This window comes from Pseudomonas helmanticensis (assembly GCF_900182985.1).
Lineage (GTDB): Bacteria > Pseudomonadota > Gammaproteobacteria > Pseudomonadales > Pseudomonadaceae > Aquipseudomonas > Aquipseudomonas helmanticensis.
In genome coordinates this window covers 4,116,960-4,136,537 of record NZ_FXUY01000001.1, presented here as the reverse complement: position 1 = coordinate 4,136,537, position 19,578 = coordinate 4,116,960, and the positions used below count along the sequence as shown (strand labels likewise).

The 19,578-nt window shown below is 60.1% G+C and carries 16 protein-coding genes and 1 tRNA gene; 13 read left to right on the top strand and 4 right to left on the bottom strand.

From position 1 onward, the window contains the following. Nucleotides 1-5 precede the first annotated feature (5 nt). From pgaB to pgaD, 3 genes are read left to right on the top strand one after another with little or no spacing between them, the layout of a single operon-like run. A complete protein-coding gene (gene pgaB / locus QOL84_RS18470) occupies nucleotides 6-2,003 on the top strand; it encodes a poly-beta-1,6-N-acetyl-D-glucosamine N-deacetylase PgaB (protein ID WP_283438116.1) in 1,998 nt (665 codons plus the stop codon). A 1-nt stretch (nucleotide 2,004) separates the two neighbouring features. Then, nucleotides 2,005-3,360 carry a poly-beta-1,6-N-acetyl-D-glucosamine synthase gene (gene pgaC / locus QOL84_RS18465; protein ID WP_129387385.1) on the top strand — a complete coding sequence of 452 codons (1,356 nt, stop codon included), beginning with the start codon at nucleotides 2,005-2,007 and terminating at the stop codon, nucleotides 3,358-3,360. Continuing rightward, complete coding sequence (gene pgaD, locus QOL84_RS18460; RefSeq protein ID WP_129387388.1) at nucleotides 3,357-3,890, top strand: poly-beta-1,6-N-acetyl-D-glucosamine biosynthesis protein PgaD; 534 nt, start codon at nucleotides 3,357-3,359, stop codon at nucleotides 3,888-3,890. The genes pgaC and pgaD overlap by 4 nt, the downstream gene beginning before the upstream one ends. A 143-nt stretch (nucleotides 3,891-4,033) precedes the next feature. Here pgaD and QOL84_RS18455 read toward each other — a convergent pair whose 3' ends face one another. Beyond that, the gene (locus tag QOL84_RS18455) at nucleotides 4,034-5,557 is read right to left on the bottom strand and encodes an FAD-dependent oxidoreductase (protein ID WP_283438115.1); all 1,524 of its coding nucleotides are present in this window, start codon (nucleotides 5,555-5,557) and stop codon (nucleotides 4,034-4,036) included. Nucleotides 5,558-5,696: 139 nt separating this feature from the next. Here QOL84_RS18455 and QOL84_RS18450 point away from each other — a divergent pair, with 139 nt between their 5' ends. The 5 genes from QOL84_RS18450 (at nucleotide 5,697) to QOL84_RS18430 (ending at nucleotide 9,509) form a co-directional block, all read left to right on the top strand. Next, nucleotides 5,697-6,257: a YbhB/YbcL family Raf kinase inhibitor-like protein gene (locus tag QOL84_RS18450; RefSeq protein ID WP_283438114.1), complete on the top strand. Its 561-nt coding sequence runs from the start codon at nucleotides 5,697-5,699 to the stop codon at nucleotides 6,255-6,257. 86 nt (nucleotides 6,258-6,343) lie between these two features. After that, nucleotides 6,344-8,023 (top strand): vWA domain-containing protein, encoded by a 1,680-nt coding sequence (locus QOL84_RS18445; RefSeq protein ID WP_283438113.1) that lies wholly within the window; start codon nucleotides 6,344-6,346, stop codon nucleotides 8,021-8,023. Between the two features lie 30 nt (nucleotides 8,024-8,053). Beyond that, complete coding sequence (locus QOL84_RS18440) at nucleotides 8,054-8,635, top strand: RNA polymerase sigma factor (protein WP_283438667.1); 582 nt, start codon at nucleotides 8,054-8,056, stop codon at nucleotides 8,633-8,635. Further along, nucleotides 8,632-9,222 (top strand): hypothetical protein, encoded by a 591-nt coding sequence (locus QOL84_RS18435; RefSeq protein ID WP_283438112.1) that lies wholly within the window; start codon nucleotides 8,632-8,634, stop codon nucleotides 9,220-9,222. Before QOL84_RS18440 ends, QOL84_RS18435 begins: the two co-directional genes overlap by 4 nt. Before the next feature lie 20 nt (nucleotides 9,223-9,242). Further along, nucleotides 9,243-9,509, top strand: coding sequence for a hypothetical protein (locus tag QOL84_RS18430; protein ID WP_174823956.1), 267 nt, complete (start codon nucleotides 9,243-9,245; stop codon nucleotides 9,507-9,509). 77 nt (nucleotides 9,510-9,586) lie between these two features. On the opposite strand, the gene QOL84_RS18425 is transcribed toward QOL84_RS18430, so the two are convergent. Then, nucleotides 9,587-9,663: transfer RNA gene (locus QOL84_RS18425), tRNA-Arg, on the bottom strand. A 441-nt stretch (nucleotides 9,664-10,104) separates the two neighbouring features. Between QOL84_RS18425 and gabD the strand changes: the two genes are divergently transcribed. From gabD to QOL84_RS18410, 3 genes are all read left to right on the top strand, one after another. Continuing rightward, the gene (gene gabD, locus QOL84_RS18420; RefSeq protein WP_053116466.1) at nucleotides 10,105-11,547 is read left to right on the top strand and encodes an NADP-dependent succinate-semialdehyde dehydrogenase; all 1,443 of its coding nucleotides are present in this window, start codon (nucleotides 10,105-10,107) and stop codon (nucleotides 11,545-11,547) included. 185 nt (nucleotides 11,548-11,732) lie between these two features. Then, on the top strand, nucleotides 11,733-13,010 hold the full coding sequence (gene gabT / locus QOL84_RS18415) for a 4-aminobutyrate--2-oxoglutarate transaminase (protein WP_008080000.1): 1,278 nt from the start codon (nucleotides 11,733-11,735) through the stop codon (nucleotides 13,008-13,010). A 137-nt stretch (nucleotides 13,011-13,147) separates the two neighbouring features. Continuing rightward, nucleotides 13,148-14,359 (top strand): response regulator, encoded by a 1,212-nt coding sequence (locus tag QOL84_RS18410; protein ID WP_283438111.1) that lies wholly within the window; start codon nucleotides 13,148-13,150, stop codon nucleotides 14,357-14,359. 111 nt (nucleotides 14,360-14,470) lie between these two features. Here QOL84_RS18410 and QOL84_RS18405 read toward each other — a convergent pair whose 3' ends face one another. Together QOL84_RS18405 and desA are read right to left on the bottom strand one after the other, a co-directional pair. Continuing rightward, entirely contained in the window at nucleotides 14,471-15,460 is a 990-nt protein-coding gene (locus QOL84_RS18405) for a GGDEF domain-containing protein (RefSeq protein ID WP_283438110.1), read from the bottom strand. A gap of 315 nt (nucleotides 15,461-15,775) precedes the next feature. Continuing rightward, nucleotides 15,776-16,957: a delta-9 fatty acid desaturase DesA gene (gene desA, locus QOL84_RS18400; RefSeq protein WP_129387416.1), complete on the bottom strand. Its 1,182-nt coding sequence runs from the start codon at nucleotides 16,955-16,957 to the stop codon at nucleotides 15,776-15,778. 146 nt (nucleotides 16,958-17,103) lie between these two features. On the opposite strand from desA, the gene dibA reads away from it, so the two are divergent. Together dibA and oscA are read left to right on the top strand one after the other, a co-directional pair. Continuing rightward, on the top strand, nucleotides 17,104-19,029 hold the full coding sequence (gene dibA / locus QOL84_RS18395; protein ID WP_283438109.1) for a phosphodiesterase DibA: 1,926 nt from the start codon (nucleotides 17,104-17,106) through the stop codon (nucleotides 19,027-19,029). Nucleotides 19,030-19,327: 298 nt separating this feature from the next. Next, nucleotides 19,328-19,510, top strand: coding sequence for a sulfur starvation response protein OscA (oscA, locus tag QOL84_RS18390; protein ID WP_034151822.1), 183 nt, complete (start codon nucleotides 19,328-19,330; stop codon nucleotides 19,508-19,510). The last annotated feature ends 68 nt before the right edge of the window (nucleotides 19,511-19,578 follow it).

The window sequence follows — 19,578 nt, the reverse complement described above, 5'->3', positions numbered from 1 at the left end:
TGAAGATGCCTTTGATTTCGCGTTTCATCCTTCTGCTGGGAGTGCTGCTGGTCAGCGCCTGCGCCCAGCAAGCCCCGGCCTTCGCGCCGCCATCCGAACGTCCGCTGGCGGCCAGTGAAAAACCGTGGCCGAAAAATCACGTGCTTGGCATTGCCTATCACGATATCGAAGACCGCGACCCCGATCAGGCCGTGGTGGCGGTGCGCACCGAGCGCATGATCGAGCAACTCGCCTGGCTGCGCGAGAACGGCTACAAGCCGGTCACGGTCGACCAGATCATGGCGGCGCGCAAGGGCGGCCCGGAGCTGCCGGCGAAGGCGATTCTGCTTAGCTTCGACGACGGCTATTCGAGCTTCTACACCCGCGTGCTGCCGGTGCTGCGTGCGTATAACTGGCACGCATTGCTGGCGCCGGTTGGCAGCTGGATCGACACGCCGCTCAATCAACCGGTGGATTTCGCCGGTGCGCCGCGTGCGCGTTCCGACTTCCTGAACTGGGATCAGGTGCGCGAAATCTCGCAATCGGGCCTGGTGGAAATTGCCGCGCACACCGACGCCAACCACAAAGGGATTCTGGCCAACCCGCAGGGCAACATGCAGCCGGCAGCGGCGACCCGGCGCTACGATCCAGTGACCAAACGCTATGAATCCGAGGCCGACTTCCAGGCGCGGATTCGTACCGACGTGAACAACATCTCGGAAAAAATCCGCAAGGTCACCGGCAAGAAACCACGCGTGTGGGTCTGGCCGTACGGCACGGCAGACGGCACTTCGTTGACCGTGGTGGGCGAGGAGGGCTACGAAATGGCCCTGACGCTCGACGACGGCCTCGACGCCCTCGACAACCTGATGAGCAGCCCACGCTTCCTCGTCGCTTCCGACCCTGACGGCGAACATTTTGCCAACAGCATCGTCGGCGCGCAGTCGGATTTCGTCATGCGCGTGGTCCACGTCGATCTGGACAACGTCTACGACCCGGATCCGGCGCAACAGGACATCAACCTCGGCAAGCTGGTGCAGCGCATGGCTGACATGGGCGCCAACACGGTGTTCCTGCAAGCCTTCGCTGACCCGAAGGGCGACGGTCTGGTGCATTCGCTGTACTTCCCCAATCGCCACTTGCCGGTGCGCGCCGACATCTTCGACCGCGTTGCCTGGCAGCTGCGCACTCGTGCCCACGTCAAAGTGTTTGCGTGGATGCCGGTGCTGAGTTTCGGCCTCGATTCGAAACTGCCACGGGTGACGCGCTGGGATCCGAAAACCGGCACCACGTCGGTCGATCCGGACCAGTACAAACGTCTGTCGCCGTTCGATCCGGAGGTGCGGCGAATCATCGGTGAAATCTACGAAGACGTCGCGCGCCTGACTTCGGTCGACGGCATTCTCTACCACGACGACGCCGTGCTGTCGGATTTCGAGGACGCCAGTCCGGAAGCCTTGAAAGCCTACGCCGCCCACGGTCTGCCCGGCTCGATTGCCGCCCTGCGCGATGATCCGGCAGCGATGCAGCGCTGGACGCGTTTCAAAAGCAAATACCTCATCGATTTCACCAACGAGTTGACCGCCAAAGTCCGCGCGATTCGTGGCCCGCAGGTGCTGACCGCGCGCAACATTTTCGCCGAGCCAATGCTCAATCCCGAGAGCGAAGCGTGGTTCGCGCAGAACCTCGACGACTTCCTCGTAACTTACGACTGGACGGCGCCGATGGCCATGCCCTTGATGGAGAAGCAGACCCAGGCTGAGTCTGGCCCGTGGCTCGAAGCCTTGGTGGCCACGGTCAAGAAACGCCCTGGAGCGCTGGATCGCACGGTGTTCGAGTTGCAGGCGCGCGACTGGACGAAAAAGGATCAGGCCGACATCGACGGTGCGCATCTGGCGGACTGGATGGGCCGTCTGAAGCGTCAGGGCGCGACCAGTTTCGGTTACTACCCGGACAACTTCCTCGACAACCTGCCGGACCTGAAAACCGTAAGGCCTGCGCTCTCCAATAAATGGAATCCATAACATGCTGGATAGACTGTTAGCCCTGCTTGTTCTGGCGCTCGTCCTCGGCGTGCCGCTGGGCCTGATCTTTCTGGTCACCGGGCAGTTCCTGATGGACTTCGTGTTCTTCTACCCGTTGTTCATGTCCGGGCTGTGGATTGCCGGTGGCCTGTATTTCTGGCTGCACTGGGAGCGGCACTGGCCGTGGAAGGACGACACCTTGCCGCCACCGCTGGAAGGCGAACCGCTGATCTCGATCCTGATCCCTTGCTACAACGAAGGTGACAACGCCGCCGATACCATCCATGCGGCACTGGCCCAGCATTATCCGAACATCGAAGTCATCGCGATCAACGACGGCTCCAAGGACAACACCGCGCAAGTGCTGGATGCCTTGGCCAAGGAAGATCCGCGACTGCGCGTGCTGCATCTGGCGGAAAACCAAGGCAAAGCGGTCGCCCTGCGCATGGGCGCCATCGCCGCGCGCAGTGAATACCTGGTGTGCATCGACGGCGACGCGTTGCTGGCGCCGAACACGGCGGCCTATCTGGTCGCGCCGATGCTGGATAACGCACGTCTTGGCGCGGTGACCGGCAACCCACGGATTCGCACGCGTTCGACTTTGGTCGGACGGGTTCAGGTCGGTGAGTTCTCGTCGATCATCGGGTTGATCAAACGTACGCAGCGCGTGTTTGGACGGATCTTCACCGTCTCCGGTGTCATCGTCGCGTTCCGCCGTTCGGCGCTGAACCGGGTCGGTTACTGGAGCCCGGACATGATCACCGAAGACATCGACATCAGCTGGAAGCTGCAACTCGATCACTGGAGCATCTTTTACGAGCCGCGCGCGCTGTGCTGGATCCTCATGCCGGAAACCCTCGGCGGCCTGTGGAAGCAGCGTTTGCGCTGGGCCCAGGGTGGCGCCGAAGTGCTGTTCAAGAACATCCGTGGCATCTGGCAGTACCGCCATCGTTACCTGTGGCCGCTGCTGTTCGAATACTGCCTGTCGACCGGTTGGGCGTTTACCTTCCTGTTGTCGGTGATTTTCTGGGGCGTCGGCAAATTCGTGGTGCTGCCCGAGGCCATCGCCGTGCATCACCTGATGCCGCCGGCGTTCACCGGGCTGTTACTGGCGTTTGTCTGCCTCGTGCAATTCGCCGTCAGCATCATCATCGACCGTCGCTACGAGCCGGGGTTGGGCAAGACCATGTTCTGGGTGGTCTGGTACCCGATTGCATTCTGGTTTGTCAGTTTGCTGACCACGCTGGTCAGCTTCCCGAAAGTGTTGTTCGGCCAACATCAGAAACGTGCGCGCTGGGTCAGTCCTGATCGGGGCATCAAGCCGATCGGCGACGACGAAGAGGAGGTCATCAAATGAAAATCATCCGGACTCGCCAGCGGCCTTTCCTCGTCGTGGTCGACGTGGTGCTTACGGTGGTGGCGTGGGTGGGCCTGTTGTTCTTGCTGATCCGTGGTCTGTGGCCATTGATCGAACCCCATGCGGGCGGGGCGCGCATCGATAATTCGGCGTTCGATGCACTCGGTACTTTGCAGATATATCTGTGGGTGGCGCTGGTCAACGCGGTGATTCTGATCGGTTGGGCGCGTTATCAGCAGCGTAAGAGCCGCAGCTTCGCCCAGCGCCGGTTGCCGTCGCCGGTGATCGATGATGAGGGGCTGAGCAAGAGCTTCAAACTGTGTGACGACCGTTTGCAGAAACTGCGCACGCCCGGGGTGATGACCATTCACAACGATCAGGAAGGCGATATCAGTCATGTGGTGACGCATTTCTGGCCGGTGCAGCAGGAAGAATTGCCGCCGCCATTGGCACCGCTGGAGCATCCACGGGTGATCTTCCTGCATGCCGAAGACGACGATAACCGCGAACCGGTGAACCGTCTCTCCTGATGGCGAAACCCCTGATTGATCGTTCCCACGCTCTGCGTGGGAATGCCTCTTGGGACGCTCCGCGTCCAGTGACGCGGAGCGTCACGGGCTGCATTCCCACGCAGGAGCGTGGGAACGATCAACAGCTCCTACAGGGGTTTTTATCAGTCGCGGATCAGGGTCCAGGCTTCTTCCATGGGCAGGGGTTGCTTCATGCGTTCGGCCAGCAGGGCCATGGCGCGTTCCTTTTCGCAGGCGACTGCAGCGACTAGAACACCCTTTCGGCCGAACAGACCAATAAACGGTGGGTGCTCCGGCTCGCCCAGAAACTCGACTTCATCCCAATGCTCAGCGTGGCCGAGGTAGTCGTAATTCTTGCCGAAGTGCCAGGTCCAGAAGTACGGCACATCAAGATAGTGTTCGTCGCCACCGAGCATGTTGGCAGCAGCGATTCGTGCGTGTTGCTGGGCCAGGCGCCAGTGTTCGATGCGCTGCGGCTGGCCGTTCAGCGGGAAGGTGGCGATGTCGCCAATGGCCCAAAGCCCCGCGGTGATGCGCATGCCGGCGTCGACGCGCAGCGACTGATCTTTTTCCTTGGGCAATGACGCAAAAGGCTCGGTGGCGGGGTGGACGCCAATGCCTGCCAGCACCAGATCCGCAGAAAGGCGCAAACCATTGTCCAGCAGCACCGCCTCGACCTTGCCGTCGCCGATGATTTCCGTGGCTTGGTGCTCGTTGATGAACTTCACGCCATTTTCTTCATGCAGTGTGCGAATCGCTTTGCCCACGGTTTCGCCGAATTGCGCGGCGAAGGGAATCGCATGGCGCGCCAGCACCGTAACGTCCAGACCGTGCTGGCGCAGGGCCGAGGCACACTCAAGGGCGATGAAGCTGTCGCCGATGATCACCGCGCGCTGATCCGGCTGGGCCGTGTTCATGATCTGTTCAGCCTGGGCTTTTGAACGCAAGACGAACACCTGCGGCAGGTCTGCGCCGGGCAACTCCAATCGATTGGGTGCGCCGCCAGTCGCCAGCACCGCTGCGTCGTAATTGAGGATTTGGCCATCGGCGAGGTGCAGGGTCTTGACCTGAGCGTCGAGTGAAGTGATTTCGCTGTGCAGCCGTTCAATGCGCTGCTCTTTATAGAAAGCTTCATCGCGCAGGGGTGGAATTTCCTCGGCTGGCATTTCTCCGGCGAGGACGAATTTGCTCAGCACCGTTCGGTCGTAACCGGCGTCGGTTTCACGGTCGATCATCAGGATTCGGCCACCAAAGCCCTTTTCCCGTAGCGCCGCCGCGCACGCCGTGCCTGCCGCCCCTGCGCCGACAATCACGAACGTACGGGAATCGTCTGCCGGCGGAGTGTGCGGATCCGCTAACGGTTGGTCATCCACCCACACCTCGTCGCCGCGTGTTTCCAGCGGATAACGTTTAAGGCTGTCGAGGGCTGGCGGCTCGCACAACGCGCCGTCTTCAGCGCGGAATGCGGCTTTATGCCACGGGCAGATCAGGCGTCCGTGACACAACGCGCCGTCAGCCAACGGCGCGCCGGCATGTGGGCATTCGCCCTGAAAGGCACGCAGTTGATCTCCGGCGCGCAGCAGGACGATCTTGCAGTCGCCGATTTCCACGGGCAGGCCACGGTCTTGTGGGACATCGGCGATACGGGCGACACGGTGCAGGGCCATATCCGGCTTCCTCGCAGGCATTTCTCTTGTGAGTTTGCGCGGTAGTGCGAGGTTCAGCCATTTGCCACTGCCACGGCACGAACGGTACAGCTATAGTTTGCAGGCCGACGAAGGCCCAACTGCACAAGGTGCTCCCGGAATGACCCGATTGACCTCTCTCAACCCATGGCTGGCGGCCGTTGTCGTCGCCCTTTGCGTGCAGTTTCCGGCGCAGGCCCAGGAGCGTTTCACCCTGAGCATCCCGGGTGTTTCCGATAACCGCCTGTTCACCGCAGCAGCGGCCAGCGATGCGGCCGGCTGTGGCGGCAAGAACCAGTCGCCGGCGCTGAGCTGGAACGCTGGCCCCACCGCGACCCAGAGCTACGCGATCGTCATGCACGATCCGGACGGCCAGAAAGGCCTGGGCGTCGATCACTGGATTCACTACGGCATCAAAGCCACGACCCGCCAGATTCCGGCCGGTGTCGGTGCCAAGTCCGCTTTCGAGGGTGTCGGCGGCACCAACAGCAAGGGCAACACGCATTACATGGGGCCGTGCCCGCCAGTGGGCGACAGTGCGCACCACTACATCATCCAGATCTACGCCCTCGATCTTGCTCCGGACGCCTTGCCGGCCGGCTTGACCCGCGCTGAACTGATGGAAAAAATCAAAGGCCATGTGCTGCGCAACAGCAGTGCGGTGCGGCGTTATCACCGCTGAAAATTTTTTAGCGGCGTTTAACCCGAACTGAAAGGGCTGCCCGTCTCACTGGATGAATGATCAATTTCATCCCGAGGTCAGCCCCCATGTCTCATCTTCTTTTGCGTCCCGTCGTGGTCGGTATGTTGTTGGCCGTCGGTGGTTGCGGCGTCTCTTCCAATCCTGATTCCGCCGCTGTGCCAGCGCCTGTGCAGCCTCAAGCTGTGGTTCAACAGGAAGCGGTCATGGCGGGCGGAACGATGGCCAAGCGCATGGCGCATCCGGCGCCGCTGGCCAGTTTTGCCGCGATGCCCAGCGCGGACAGTTATCCACAGGGCTATCGTGACGAGCAGCGCGAGCAATATCAGATGCTGCCTGACAACCCGATCCACAGCGTCGCCGAAACGCCGGTTTCAACCTTCAGCGCTGACGTCGATACGGGCGCGTACGCCAATGTTCGCCGTCTGCTCAATCAAGGACGTCTGCCACCGGAAGGCGCGGTGCGACTGGAGGAAATGGTCAATTACTTCCCCTACGACTACGCGTTGCCCAGCGATGGCTCGCCCTTTGGCGTGACCACCGAGCTGGCTGCCTCGCCATGGAACCCGCACACGCGGTTGCTGCGTATCGGCATCAAGGCCTCCGACCGCGCCGTGGCGGAACTGGCACCGGCCAATCTGGTGTTTCTGGTCGACGTATCGGGTTCCATGGATCGTCGCGAGGGCCTGCCGCTGGTCAAAAGCACCTTGAAACTGCTGGTCGATCAATTGCGCGATCAGGATCGCGTGTCGTTGGTCGTCTACGCCGGCGAATCCAGAGTGGTGCTTGAACCTACTTCCGGACGGGAAAAAGCGAAAATTCGTACGGCTATCGAGCAATTGACTGCAGGTGGTTCGACCGCTGGCGCTTCGGGCATCGAAATGGCCTACCAGATGGCGCAACAAGCCTTCATCCCCAACGGCATCAACCGCATTCTTCTGGCCACCGATGGCGACTTCAATTTCGGCGTCAGCGACTTCGACAGCCTCAAGCAAATGGCTGTGGATAAACGCAAAAGCGGGATATCCCTGACCACCTTGGGTTTTGGTGTGGATAACTACAATGAACACTTGATGGAGCAACTGGCCGACGCTGGCGATGGCAACTACGCCTATATCGATAACCTGCGCGAGGCACGCAAGGTGCTGGTCGATCAACTCGGCTCGACCCTCGCCGTGGTAGCGAAGAACGTCAAGTTGCAGGTGGAGTTCAACCCGGCGCAGGTCAGCGAATATCGTCTGCTCGGCTACGAAAACCGTGCATTGAAGCGTGAGGATTTCAGCAATGACAAAGTCGATGCCGGTGAAATCGGCGCAGGACACACAGTGACCGCGCTGTATGAAATTGTCCCGGCGGGTGAGCAGGGCTGGCTGGAGCCGCTGCGTTACGGTCAATCGCCGCCGGTTACTTCCGCGAAAAACGCAGAATTGGCGATGCTGCGTGTACGTTATCAACAGCCCGAAGGTGGGAAAAGTCGGCTGATCGAACGGCCGATTACCAATCAGGTCGCCCCCGCCAGTGAAGACCTGCGCTTTGCCGCTGCGGTCGCCGCGTTTTCCCAGCAACTCAAGGATGGCCGCTACACCGGCGACTTCAGCCTGAAAGACACTGAGGCGCTGGCCCGTGGCGCGCGTGGTGACGATCGCTTCGGCCTGCGCAACGAGTTCGTGCAACTGGTGGAACTGGCGCAGAGCCTGCGCACCTCGACCGCAGCGAATGCGCCGGCCACTCCACGACGGATTGAATAAGTGAGTCGTCTGAAGGGGTTCATCAGCCAGCTGTTTGCTTCGGCAGACAGCTCAACCGCCAGCAGCGATGAAGCGCTGCTGGCGCGTTATCGCGAGGGCGACGGCGCGGCGTTCGAGATCTTGTACGCGCGCCACCGCCAGGGCCTGTATCGGTTTCTGCTCGGTTTGAGTGGCAAACCGGAGTTGGCCGACGAAGTGTTTCAGGACACTTGGCTGAGCCTGATCCGCAGCACCAGTCAGCCACAGGGCCGGGCGACCTTTCGTACATGGTTGTTCCAGATTGCACGCAATCGTCTGATCGATCACTGGCGCAAACACGGCGCTCGGCAACCGCTGCACGACAGCTTTGACGAACAGGCGCACGCCGTCAGCGATGACACGAACGATCCCGAACAACTGCTCAGCCTTAGCCGCGACAGCCAGCGCCTGGAAAGCGCCCTGCAAACCCTGCCCGCCGACCAGCGCGAAGTGTTCCTGCTGCGTGCCCACGGCGACCTCGACCTGGCGCAAATCGCCAGCCTCACCGAAACACCGCTGGAAACCGTGAAAAGCCGCTTGCGCTACGCCCAGCAAAAACTGCGTCGGCTGCTGGCCGAGGAGGTACTGACATGACTGACGCCCGCCAGACACCCGATGACTCGGTGATAAAACATGTGCGCGAACAGCACAACGCTGAACCGCCAGCGCACCTCGATGCATTCATTCTCAATGCTGCCCGCCGCGAGATCCCGGCGCCGAAGCCAAGCCTGTGGCAACGCTGGCTCGACGCCTGCCGCAAACCGCGCTGGCAAGTTGCGTTCGCCAGTCTCGTCGGCGTCGCCCTGATGTTGTCGCTGGTGCAGCGCGCGCCTGAGCCGCAACCACAATTCGACTTCGCTCCGGCAGCCAAACCGGCAGCGCCACTGGCCCGCAAACAGGCGCCCGAGGCATTGAGCGCCCCCGCTGGCGGCATGCCCGCTCCCGCGCCAATGGCGGAAATGGCTGCGCCAATGCAAAGTCAGGCGATCAGCGCCGATGAAGCCAAACTCGGCAAACGCGCTGCCGCCCCGGTCAATGGTCTCGATGCACAACTGCGTGAAGTTCTGCGCCTGCGCGAATCCGGCCAGTCACAAGCGGCCGACAGCCTGTTCAACAACCTGCACAAACGCTATCCGGACGCCGATCTCGACGCCCGACTCGAACAGTTGCAGAAAAAATGACCGGCGTCTCCTCCCGCCATTTGGCATTGCCCCGCAAAAGCGCGCAATATCGGGGCATTGCCAATCCACTGGAGGACAACGTGGCATCGAAAATTGACCGCATCGCCCAACTCCTCAATTGCCCCGAGAAGGGCGAAGAGATACGGCGCGCGATTACTGAAGCACGCAAGGAGTTTCTGCTGAATCAGCCGGAAGAAGATGTCGTTGATGAAGACGAGGTTTTTGAGGAGATTGAGGAAGAAGAGGACGACGATGATTACGATGAGTTTGACTGGACGACGGAGTAGCGTCGTTGCGCAGTCTGTTCATCGCCCACAAAAAAGCCCCGGACCATCACAGTCCGGGGCTTTCTCGTTTAAATCAATGGTGCACCAGGCGGGATTCGAACCCACGACCCCTGCCTTCGGAGGGCAGTACTCTATCCAGCTGAGCTACTGGTGCAGCGGGCGACATCATACCTAGGTCGGCTCGGGGCGTCCATGCTGGGTTTCGGCGCGGATTGTCAGTACGCGTGTCGGTTGAAATCGCTGCATTCCTGAAAGCTGTAACGTCCTGCAAAACCCTCGCTTGGCGCTTTCGCGGGACTGATCTATGGTTCTGTTGCCGCGAGGGCTTTTTGCTCGTTGATCTGAAAATTTCCACAAACGCGGCGTTTTTGTTCTTTTTTTCGAACGACCTATTGTCCTTTACCCCCTTTGATCCTACGATCCGTTTGAGATTTCAAACGCTCTTTGCTGGGTGTTGAAGCGCTGGTGGTTCGAATCGTCCACTGTTTATGCGCCACACCCGGTCACTGATTTCCCTGACGGCAGCCTTGCGAGGCGCCTTTCTACAATCATAATTTGCTCCGCGCAGGCCGCGGTGCTGTTAAGGAAAGCCGACATGCAGCTTAAAGATACCCAGTTGTTCCGCCAGCAAGCCTTCATTGATGGCGCTTGGGTCGATGCGGACAACGGTCAGACGATCAAGGTCAACAACCCGGCCACCGGTGAAATCCTCGGTACCGTGCCAAAAATGGGCGCCGCCGAAACCCGCCGTGCCATCGAAGCCGCTGACAAAGCGCTGCCGGCCTGGCGTGCACTGACCGCCAAAGAGCGTGCCGGCAAGTTGCGTCGCTGGTTCGAACTGATGATCGAGAACCAGGACGACCTCGCGCGCCTGATGACTCTCGAACAGGGCAAGCCGCTGGCCGAAGCCAAGGGCGAAATCGTTTACGCCGCTTCGTTCATCGAGTGGTTCGCCGAAGAAGCCAAGCGCATCTACGGTGACGTGATTCCAGGTCACCAGCCCGACAAGCGCCTGATCGTGATCAAGCAGCCAATCGGTGTGACCGCAGCGATCACCCCGTGGAACTTCCCGGCCGCGATGATCACCCGTAAAGCCGGCCCGGCACTGGCCGCCGGTTGCACCATGGTCCTCAAGCCTGCTTCGCAAACGCCATTCTCCGCTTTCGCCCTGGCCGAACTGGCTCAGCGCGCGGGCATTCCTGCGGGCGTGTTCAGCGTGGTGTCCGGCAGCGCCGGCGACATCGGCAGCGAGCTGACCAGCAACCCGATCGTGCGCAAACTGTCCTTCACCGGTTCGACCGAAATTGGCCGCCAGCTGATGGCTGAATGCGCCAAGGACATCAAGAAAGTCTCGCTGGAACTGGGCGGTAACGCGCCGTTCATCGTGTTCGACGACGCGGACCTGGATAAGGCCGTCGAAGGCGCAATCATTTCCAAATACCGCAACAACGGCCAGACCTGCGTCTGCGCCAACCGTCTGTACATTCAGGATTCGGTCTACGACGCGTTCGCCGAGAAGCTGAAAGTGGCTGTGGCCAAACTGAAGATCGGCAACGGTCTGGAAGACGGCACCACCACTGGCCCGCTGATCGACGAAAAAGCCGTGGCCAAGGTCAAAGAGCACATTGCTGACGCTGTGGCCAAAGGCGCGACCGTGCTGGCCGGTGGCAAGGCGATGGAAGGCAACTTCTTCGAACCGACCATCCTCACCAACGTGCCGAAAAATGCTGCAGTGGCCAAGGAAGAAACCTTCGGTCCGCTGGCGCCGCTGTTCCGCTTCAAAGACGAAGCCGAAGTGATCGCGATGTCCAACGACACCGAATTCGGTCTGGCTTCGTACTTCTATGCTCGCGACCTCGGTCGTGTGTTCCGTGTCGCTGAAGCACTGGAGTACGGCATGGTTGGCGTCAACACCGGGCTGATCTCCAACGAAGTCGCGCCGTTCGGCGGCATCAAGGCCTCGGGCCTGGGCCGTGAAGGCTCCAAGTACGGCATCGAAGATTACCTGGAAATCAAATACCTCTGCCTGGGCATCTAAGCCCGGACAAGGATCGCTGCAAACGCAAAGGGCACGAGAGCGCTGTCCCTTTGCGTCGTTTCAAACCGGAATTTTCTCTGCGGCCGGGAACGCCGTGGCAGTCGATCATCGCATGCTGCCGCCGTCGCTTCCTCCCGCTTAATCCTTGAACCACGCCGCCCGATGAGCGGCGAATGAGGACTGTAATGAGCAAGACTAACGCTGAACTGATGGCCCGTCGTACCGCAGCTGTTCCACGTGGTGTTGGCCAGATTCACCCGATCTTCGCTGAGTCGGCAAAAAACGCTACCGTGACTGACGTTGAAGGTCGTGAGTTCATCGACTTCGCCGGCGGTATCGCTGTACTGAACACCGGCCACGTGCACCCGAAAATCATCGCCGCCGTGACCGAACAGCTGAACAAGCTGACCCACACTTGCTTCCAGGTGCTGGCTTACGAGCCGTACGTAGAAGTGTGCGAAAAGATCAACGCGAAGATCCCGGGTGATTTCGCCAAGAAAACCCTGCTGGTCACCACCGGTTCCGAAGCGGTAGAAAACGCCGTGAAAATCGCCCGTGCCGCCACTGGCCGCGCTGGCGTGATCGCCTTCACCGGCGCCTACCACGGTCGCACCATGATGACCCTGGGCCTGACCGGTAAAGTCGTGCCGTACTCGGCCGGCATGGGCCTGATGCCAGGCGGCATCTTCCGCGCGCTGTACCCGAATGAGCTGCACGGTGTAAGCATCGACGACTCGATCGCTTCCATCGAACGCATCTTCAAGAACGACGCCGAGCCGAAAGACATCGCCGCGATCATCATCGAGCCTGTACAGGGTGAAGGTGGTTTCTACGTCGCGCCGAAGGAATTCATGAAGCGTCTGCGCGCGCTGTGCGACCAGCACGGCATTTTGCTGATCGCTGACGAAGTACAAACAGGCGCTGGCCGTACCGGTACGTTCTTCGCCATGGAACAGATGGGCGTTGCTGCCGACCTGACCACCTTCGCCAAATCCATCGCTGGCGGCTTCCCGCTGGCCGGTGTTTGCGGCAAGGCCGAATACATGGACGCCATTGCTCCGGGCGGCCTCGGTGGCACTTACGCCGGTAGCCCGATCGCTTGCGCCGCTGCTCTGGCAGTGATGGAAGTGTTCGAAGAAGAAAACCTGCTGGATCGTTGCAAGGCAGTCGGCGAGCGTCTGGTCACTGGCTTGAAGGCCATTCAGGCCAAGTACCCGGTGATCGGTGAAGTCCGTGCCCTGGGCGCGATGATCGCGGTCGAGCTGTTCGAAAACGGCGACAGCCACAAGCCGAACGCTGCAGCAGTGGCATCGGTTGTGGCCAAGGCCCGCGACAAAGGTCTGATCCTGCTGTCCTGCGGCACCTACGGCAACGTTCTGCGCGTCCTCGTACCGCTGACCTCGCCGGACGAGCAACTGGACAAAGGCCTGGCGATCATCGAAGAGTGCTTCTCCGAGCTCTGATCACCCAGTGTGACCTGATCGACAAAAAACCCGCTTCGGCGGGTTTTTTTACGCCCCTTGAAACACATCGGGCGCTTTAGCGCTGTATCGAAAGGCCAGCATTGGCTAAGGTTCAGGGATTGCAAGGGAGAGCGCGCATGACTGCCGTTGAATTACCCGCCGTACCGCGAGTGCTGATTGCCGAGGCTGATCCGTGGTCCCGCGACCTGCTCAAACAAGTGCTGCTGAACGTGCGCTGCGATGCGCGGCTGGATCTGTGTGCCGATGGCCAGCAAGCGCTGTCGATGCTCAGCGAAATTCCTTATGACCTGGCCATCGTCGATTGGGAACTGCCCGGCGTCGATGGCTTGAATGTGCTGCGCAGCGTGCGCCAGCGCAAACGCAATCCGCCGCTGCCGTTCATTCTGATGAGCAGTCGCAATGACAGCGCCAGTGTGCGCGAAGCCATTCCGTTGGCGCCGACGGCGTATCTGACCAAACCGCTGAACATGGAAAGTCTGACCGCCCGTTTGCAGGGTTTGCTGCTCAATGCCGGGGAAGAGGTGTTCTGCGAAGTGCCGGCGCTAGCGCCGGGCATGACCTTGTCGGTGTTTCTTGAGCGTCGCCGTGAGCAAGCCGATGGCGCGCCGTTGATGACCGACGTTCAAGTGGCCGTGAAGCGCAGCCTGAATCCCAATGGCCTCGACCTGAAGCTGCTGGAAGATGAGATAAAAACCGATCCGCAAATCACCGCGGTGTTGATCGCGGCGGCCAACAGCGCCGCGCAACACCATGGTGCGCCGGTGCAGACATTGGCTCAGGCGCTGCATCGACTGGGCACCGGGCAGAGCATGAACCTGATTCTCGGCCTGGCGCTCAAGCGCAGTGCCAAACTCAGTGATCCGTGTCTGGCCGACTATGCCGAGCGTTATTGGGGCTTGTCGCTGCACACCGCTGAATACGCGCGCACGCTGGCTCGACTGCTTGATCTCGATCAGGAGCGCTGCTATTGCGCAGGCATGCTGCACCGTCTGGGTGATCTCGCGCTGCTGCGTTGTTTGCAGGAATGGCAGCAGGCTGGCGGTGAGCTGGATGAGCTGGAGGAGGTTGGCGAAGCGCTGGCACAATTTGGTGCAGCCTACGGTTCGGCGCTGCGTACGCGCTGGCGACTGCCGCTGGAGCTGCGTGAGTTGATTGCGTCGGTCTACCAGCTCGGCGGCGGGGTGTATTCGCGCGAGGCGCTGGTGATGAACATGGCCGCGCAGATGGCGCATCTGACCGAGCATGAAGGCATCGAAGAGTTGGCGAAGAGCCGCACGGCGCGGTTGCTCAAGATCGGCTTGCCGGAGCTGATGCGGATGCGCAAATAACATTCGCACAATCCCCCTGTAGGAGCTGCGGCACGCTGCGATCTTTTGATCTTTAGAACAAGATCAAAAGATCGCAGCGTGCCGCAGCTCCTACAGGGTTTGTGTTCGGGGTCAGGCTGTGATGATGCGGTTCTTGCCCTGGCGCTTGGCTTCGTACATCGCTGCATCCGCGCGGGCGAACAGGCTGTCGAGGCTTTCGTCTTCTTCAGTGAGACTGGTCAGGCCCTGGCTGACGCTGATGCCGAACGTCAGGCCGGCATGGCTGAAACTCAACCGTTGAATCTCCTGCTGCAACCGCTCGGCCACCTGCATCGCCATGTCCGGCGCACAGCCCGGGAACACCGCGGCAAACTCTTCCCCGCCAATTCGCCCGAACAGATCGCCACGGCGTAACGAACCGCGGCCGCACTCGGCAATCCGCTGCAGCACGTTGTCGCCTTCCGGGTGGCCGTAGGTGTCGTTGATTATTTTGAAGTCGTCGATGTCCAGCAGCAGAAAGGCCATGGGCGAACCTTGCAGGCGCGCCTCTTCGAACTCGCGGTTGGCGCATTCGAAAAAGTGCCGGCGGTTACTGCTTTGCGTCAGCACGTCGGTGGTCGCCAGGCGATGAAGCTCGGTTTCCATCTGCTTCTTGTCGGTGATGTCTTCGGCGATGCCGACGATGATCACCGGTTGCCCGGGTTCGTCCTGGCGATTGATGAAGCACTTGTCGCTGAGCCAGCGCACCTGGCCATCGGCGTCGATGATGCGGTATTCGCGATCTTCTACTGCGCCTTTGTGCAGCACTTCGGCGAGGCTGCGTTCGGCGTATTCCAGATCGTCGGGGTAGATGCTGTCGCGCCACTGGTTGTAGTCGCCCAGCAACAAGCCGGCAGAACGGCCGAAAATCCGTTCATAAGCCGGGCTGACGTACAGCACTTGCCGGGTTTCCCAGTTGAAGGCCCAGAGTACGGCATTGACGCTGACCAGCAGCGAGCTGAACAGCTGTTCGCGTTCGCTCAAGCGCGCAACTTCGCCTTGGGCGTGCATCAATGCCATGAGGGTTTGTGCGGCCTCGGGCCACTGCGGGAAGGATGAGTCTTTTTGATTGTTGTTGACCATCGGCACAGATCTCAAAGGGCGTGCCGGGAGTTCGACAACAACCACAGTACAACCCGCCGGGGTGGCGAAGTGTCTTTGAGATAGGGGATTTTCAGCGAAGTTCCCAGCGGGTGCGGGGTTCCGCCGGGCGGCTGCCAATGGTCAACCCTGTAGGAGCTGCCGCAGGCTGCGATCTTTTGATCTTTTCTTTTTGAAACAAAGTCAAAAGATCGCAGCCTGCGGCAGCTCCTACCGATTACGCGATTACGCGATTACGCGATTACGCGATTACGCGATTACGCGATTACGCGATTACGCGATTACGCGATTACGCGATTACGCAGTCGGGCGCAGCGAGTAGGTTTTCAACTGGTCGGCGAATTCACGCAACGACTGAATGCCGCTGGCTTCCGCCTCGTGAATCCATTCCTTGATGGCCGCGAGCATGTCGTGACCATTTGCGCTGGTCTTGACCCAGATCTGCTGCAGGGCCAGGCGTTTTTCGTAAATTACCTTCAATGCCTGGCTGTGTTCGAGCATGTTCTGGATGCGCAAGTGATGACGATCTTCCAGCAGGCTGGTTTCCCGCGACAGCAGGCGCTTGGCGCGGTGGAACTGGTGGCGCACCGAATGATCGACCTTGGCCAGCTCTTGCTTGACCAGCGGCCCGATCACCAACTTGCGGTACTGGGCCATGATCTGGAAGCGGTTGTTGAGGATCGCCATGGCGGTGTCCATGTCCAGATTGCCCTTGCCTTCGACCCGGTGGGCGATCGGCGCGACACGCTGAACCTTGGCCAGACGCAGGAAACTGAAGACTTTGATCCACGCCCAACCGAGGTCGAACTCCCACTTCTTCACCGACAGCTTGGCCGAGTTAGGGTAGGTGTGATGGTTGTTATGCAGTTCTTCGCCGCCGATCAGGATGCCCCACGGCACCAGATTGGTCGCCGCGTCGCGGCATTCGAAGTTGCGGTAGCCGACGGCATGGCCAAGACCGTTGATCACGCCGGCGGCCCATACCGGGATCCACATCATCTGGATCGCCCAGATGGTGATGCCGATGGTGCCGAACAGCAGCAGGTCGATCACGCCCATGATTGCCACGCCCAGCAGCGGGTAGCGGCTGTAGACGTTGCGTTCGATCCAGTCTTCCGGGCAGTTCTTGCCGTAGATGCGCAGGGTTTCCGGATTCTGCGCTTCAGCGCGGTACAGCTCGGCGCCAGTGCGCAGCACGGTGGAAAGGCCTTTGATGACCGGGCTGTGCGGGTCATCCTCGGTTTCGCACTTGGCGTGGTGTTTACGGTGGATGGCGGTCCACTCGCGGGTGTTCTGCGCCGTGGTCAGCCACAGCCAGAAACGGAAGAAGTGCTTCAGGCCGGCATTAAGCTCAAGCGAGCGATGGGCCGAATAGCGGTGCAGATAGACCGTGACGCCGACAATTGTCACGTGGGTCATCAACAGGGTGACCGCGACCAGAGACCAGGCCGACAAGCCAAGAAAACCTTCGTACCACATAGGCTATAGGGCCCTCGATAAAGATAAAAACAGCCGTTGCATTATCACTAAGCACACAGATAAAACCAGTCGCCCTTTCAGATAAGAGTCGCTGGATGTTTCTTGACCTATAATTCCAACCTTTTTGTAGGGACATGGATAGCCGAATGTCTGCCACATATCGCGATGCCTTGCGTGCAGCGCTGCTCTATCTCGTGCTTGCCGTCGTCTGGCTGCAAGGTGCTGATCATTTATTAAACAATTTCTTCGATAACTCCGTCGATCTTGGCCGATGGCAACTGATCAACGGTTATGTGTTTGCGGCGGTCAGCGCCGCGCTGATTTTTCTGGCGCGGGTTCGACTGTGCGAGTTTCTCGGGATCGGCGCGCGGTTGCGCGAGCGTCACGCTGATCGCGAACGCCTGCGCCAGGCCGCTGCGGTGTTCGATTGCACCCGCGAAGGGGTGTTGGTGACCAACCATCAGGGGCTGATCGTGCACGTCAATCGTGCGTTCATCGAGATCACCGGTTATCAGCGCGAAGAAGTCCTCGGCCAGCGTCCCAGCCTTTTCAAGTCCGGGCATCATCCGCCGGGTTTCTATCAGGCAATGTTCGCCACCCTCGAGACCGAGGGCGAATGGAGTGGGGAAATCTGGAACCGCCGCAAGAGCGGCGAGATTTATCCACAGTGGCAAACCATCCGCGTCATTCATGACGATCAGGGCCGACTCAGTCATTACGTCGCAGTGTTTTCCGATATCAGCGCGATCAAGCACTCCGAGCATGAACTCAAACACCTTGCGCACCACGACCCGCTGACCGATCTGCCCAATCGCCTGTTGTTCAGCGACCGTGCCGAGCAGGCGCTGGCCTCTGCGCAGATCCACAAGCGCGGTTGCGCGTTGCTGATGCTCGATCTCGATCACTTCAAGATGATCAACGACAGCCTCGGGCATAACGTCGGCGATCGCTTGCTCAAGGCCGTGGCGGCGCGCCTGCAGGAACTGTTCGGACCGGGAATCACCCTGGCGCGCCTCGGCGGCGACGAGTTCGCCGTGCTCGCGGAAAGTTGTCCACAGCCCGTGCAAGCGGCGGCACTGGCGCAACGCATTCTCGATGCGCTCAAGGAACCGCTCTGCATCGATGGCCACGAGTTGTTCATAAACGCCAGTATCGGCATCAGCCTGTTTCCCAGCGATGCATTGAGCGCCGATCAACTGTTGCGTAATGCTGATGCGGCATTGTTCAAGGCCAAGAGCAGCGGCCGCAACGGTTACGCTTTGTACACCGAAGAACTCACCGCCCACGCTCAGCGACGGGTCGAAATCGCTTTCGAACTGCGCCGGGCGCTGGAACAGCAGGAACTGCGTGTCTACTACCAGCCGGTGCATGACCTGAAAAGCAGTCGCCTGATTGGCGTCGAAGCGCTGGTTCGCTGGCAGCATCCGCAACGCGGTCTGGTGTCGCCGGCGGAGTTCATCCCGATTGCCGAACGCACCGGATTGATCGCCGAAATCGACGCATGGGTGATGCAACAGGCCTGTCGGCAGATGTGTGAGTGGCAGCAGGCCGGAATGGTGCTGTCATTTGTCGCGGTCAATGTGTCATCGCGGTTGTTTGCGCGCCGCGAGTTGTATCAGCAAGTGGCGCAGGTGCTGCATGACACCGGGCTGGATCCGGCGTATCTGGAGCTGGAAGTCACCGAAAGTGCGGTGATGGACGATCCGGAAGTGGCACTGGAGCAGATGCATCGTTTGCGTGAGTTGGGGATTCGCCTGGCGATCGATGATTTCGGCACCGGCTATTCGTCGCTGCTGCGACTCAAGCGTTTGCCGGTGCAAAAATTGAAGATCGATCAGGGCTTTGTAGCCGGTTTGCCGTGGGATGAGGATGACGCGGCGATTGTCCGGGTGATTATTGCGCTGGCGCGGAGCATGGGCATGCAGGTGCATGCCGAGGGGATTGAGCAGGCTGAGCAGGCGGTGTTCCTGCTCGCGCAGGAATGTGATCTTGGACAGGGCTACTGGTTTGGACGGCCGAGCCCGGCGACCGAAATTGACTGGACGAAAGCCCCCGTTATTGCTGACAGCTGACACAAAACCTGAGGTGAATACAAAATCTGTGGCGAGGGGATTTATCCCCGTTGGACTGCGCAGCAGTCCCAAATTTTCAGGGTCGCTTCGCAACCCAACGGGGATAAATCCCCTCGCCACAGGGTTATCTATCGCTCTCAGATCGGCGCAAACCCTTGCCCCGCCACATAATGTTTTCTAGTTATATAAACATTCTTAAATAGTCTTTTTAAGAATATCCATGCCTCTCTTATATTGCTCCCACGCCGAACGCAGTGCCGCCCACTGCCAGGCAAATCCCATTCAAAGGAGCAGCACCATGAGCGCATCCCTTCGCAGCGTTGACGGTCAGGACGAAACCACCATCTTGCGTGAAATCCAGAGCGCCCTGCGCGATCTGCGGTTTGGCGCGGTGGAGATCACTGTGCACAACGCGCAGGTCGTGCAGATCGAGCGCAAAGAGAAGTTTCGTTTGCAGCAACCGGGTAAACAACCGGGCTGAGGTGAAGATCAAAAGATCGCAGCCTGCGGCAGCTCCTACGGGGGATTGATGTAGGAGCTGCCGCAGGC

Bases quoted from the DNA above. Each gene is read 5' to 3' on its own strand.
- gabD (WP_053116466.1), top strand. From the start codon at position 10,105: ATGCAGCTTAAAGATACCCAGTTGTTCCGCCAGCAAGCCTTCATTGAT.
- QOL84_RS18455 (WP_283438115.1), bottom strand. From the start codon at position 5,557: ATGGCCCTGCACCGTGTCGCCCGTATCGCCGATGTCCCACAAGACCGT.
- pgaC (WP_129387385.1), top strand. From the start codon at position 2,005: ATGCTGGATAGACTGTTAGCCCTGCTTGTTCTGGCGCTCGTCCTCGGC.
- oscA (WP_034151822.1), top strand. From the start codon at position 19,328: ATGAGCGCATCCCTTCGCAGCGTTGACGGTCAGGACGAAACCACCATC.
- QOL84_RS18410 (WP_283438111.1), top strand. From the start codon at position 13,148: ATGACTGCCGTTGAATTACCCGCCGTACCGCGAGTGCTGATTGCCGAG.
- QOL84_RS18445 (WP_283438113.1), top strand. From the start codon at position 6,344: ATGTCTCATCTTCTTTTGCGTCCCGTCGTGGTCGGTATGTTGTTGGCC.
- desA (WP_129387416.1), bottom strand. From the start codon at position 16,957: ATGTGGTACGAAGGTTTTCTTGGCTTGTCGGCCTGGTCTCTGGTCGCG.
- dibA (WP_283438109.1), top strand. From the start codon at position 17,104: ATGTCTGCCACATATCGCGATGCCTTGCGTGCAGCGCTGCTCTATCTC.
- QOL84_RS18435 (WP_283438112.1), top strand. From the start codon at position 8,632: ATGACTGACGCCCGCCAGACACCCGATGACTCGGTGATAAAACATGTG.
- gabT (WP_008080000.1), top strand. From the start codon at position 11,733: ATGAGCAAGACTAACGCTGAACTGATGGCCCGTCGTACCGCAGCTGTT.
- pgaD (WP_129387388.1), top strand. From the start codon at position 3,357: ATGAAAATCATCCGGACTCGCCAGCGGCCTTTCCTCGTCGTGGTCGAC.
- QOL84_RS18405 (WP_283438110.1), bottom strand. From the start codon at position 15,460: ATGGTCAACAACAATCAAAAAGACTCATCCTTCCCGCAGTGGCCCGAG.
- QOL84_RS18450 (WP_283438114.1), top strand. From the start codon at position 5,697: ATGACCCGATTGACCTCTCTCAACCCATGGCTGGCGGCCGTTGTCGTC.
- pgaB (WP_283438116.1), top strand. From the start codon at position 6: ATGCCTTTGATTTCGCGTTTCATCCTTCTGCTGGGAGTGCTGCTGGTC.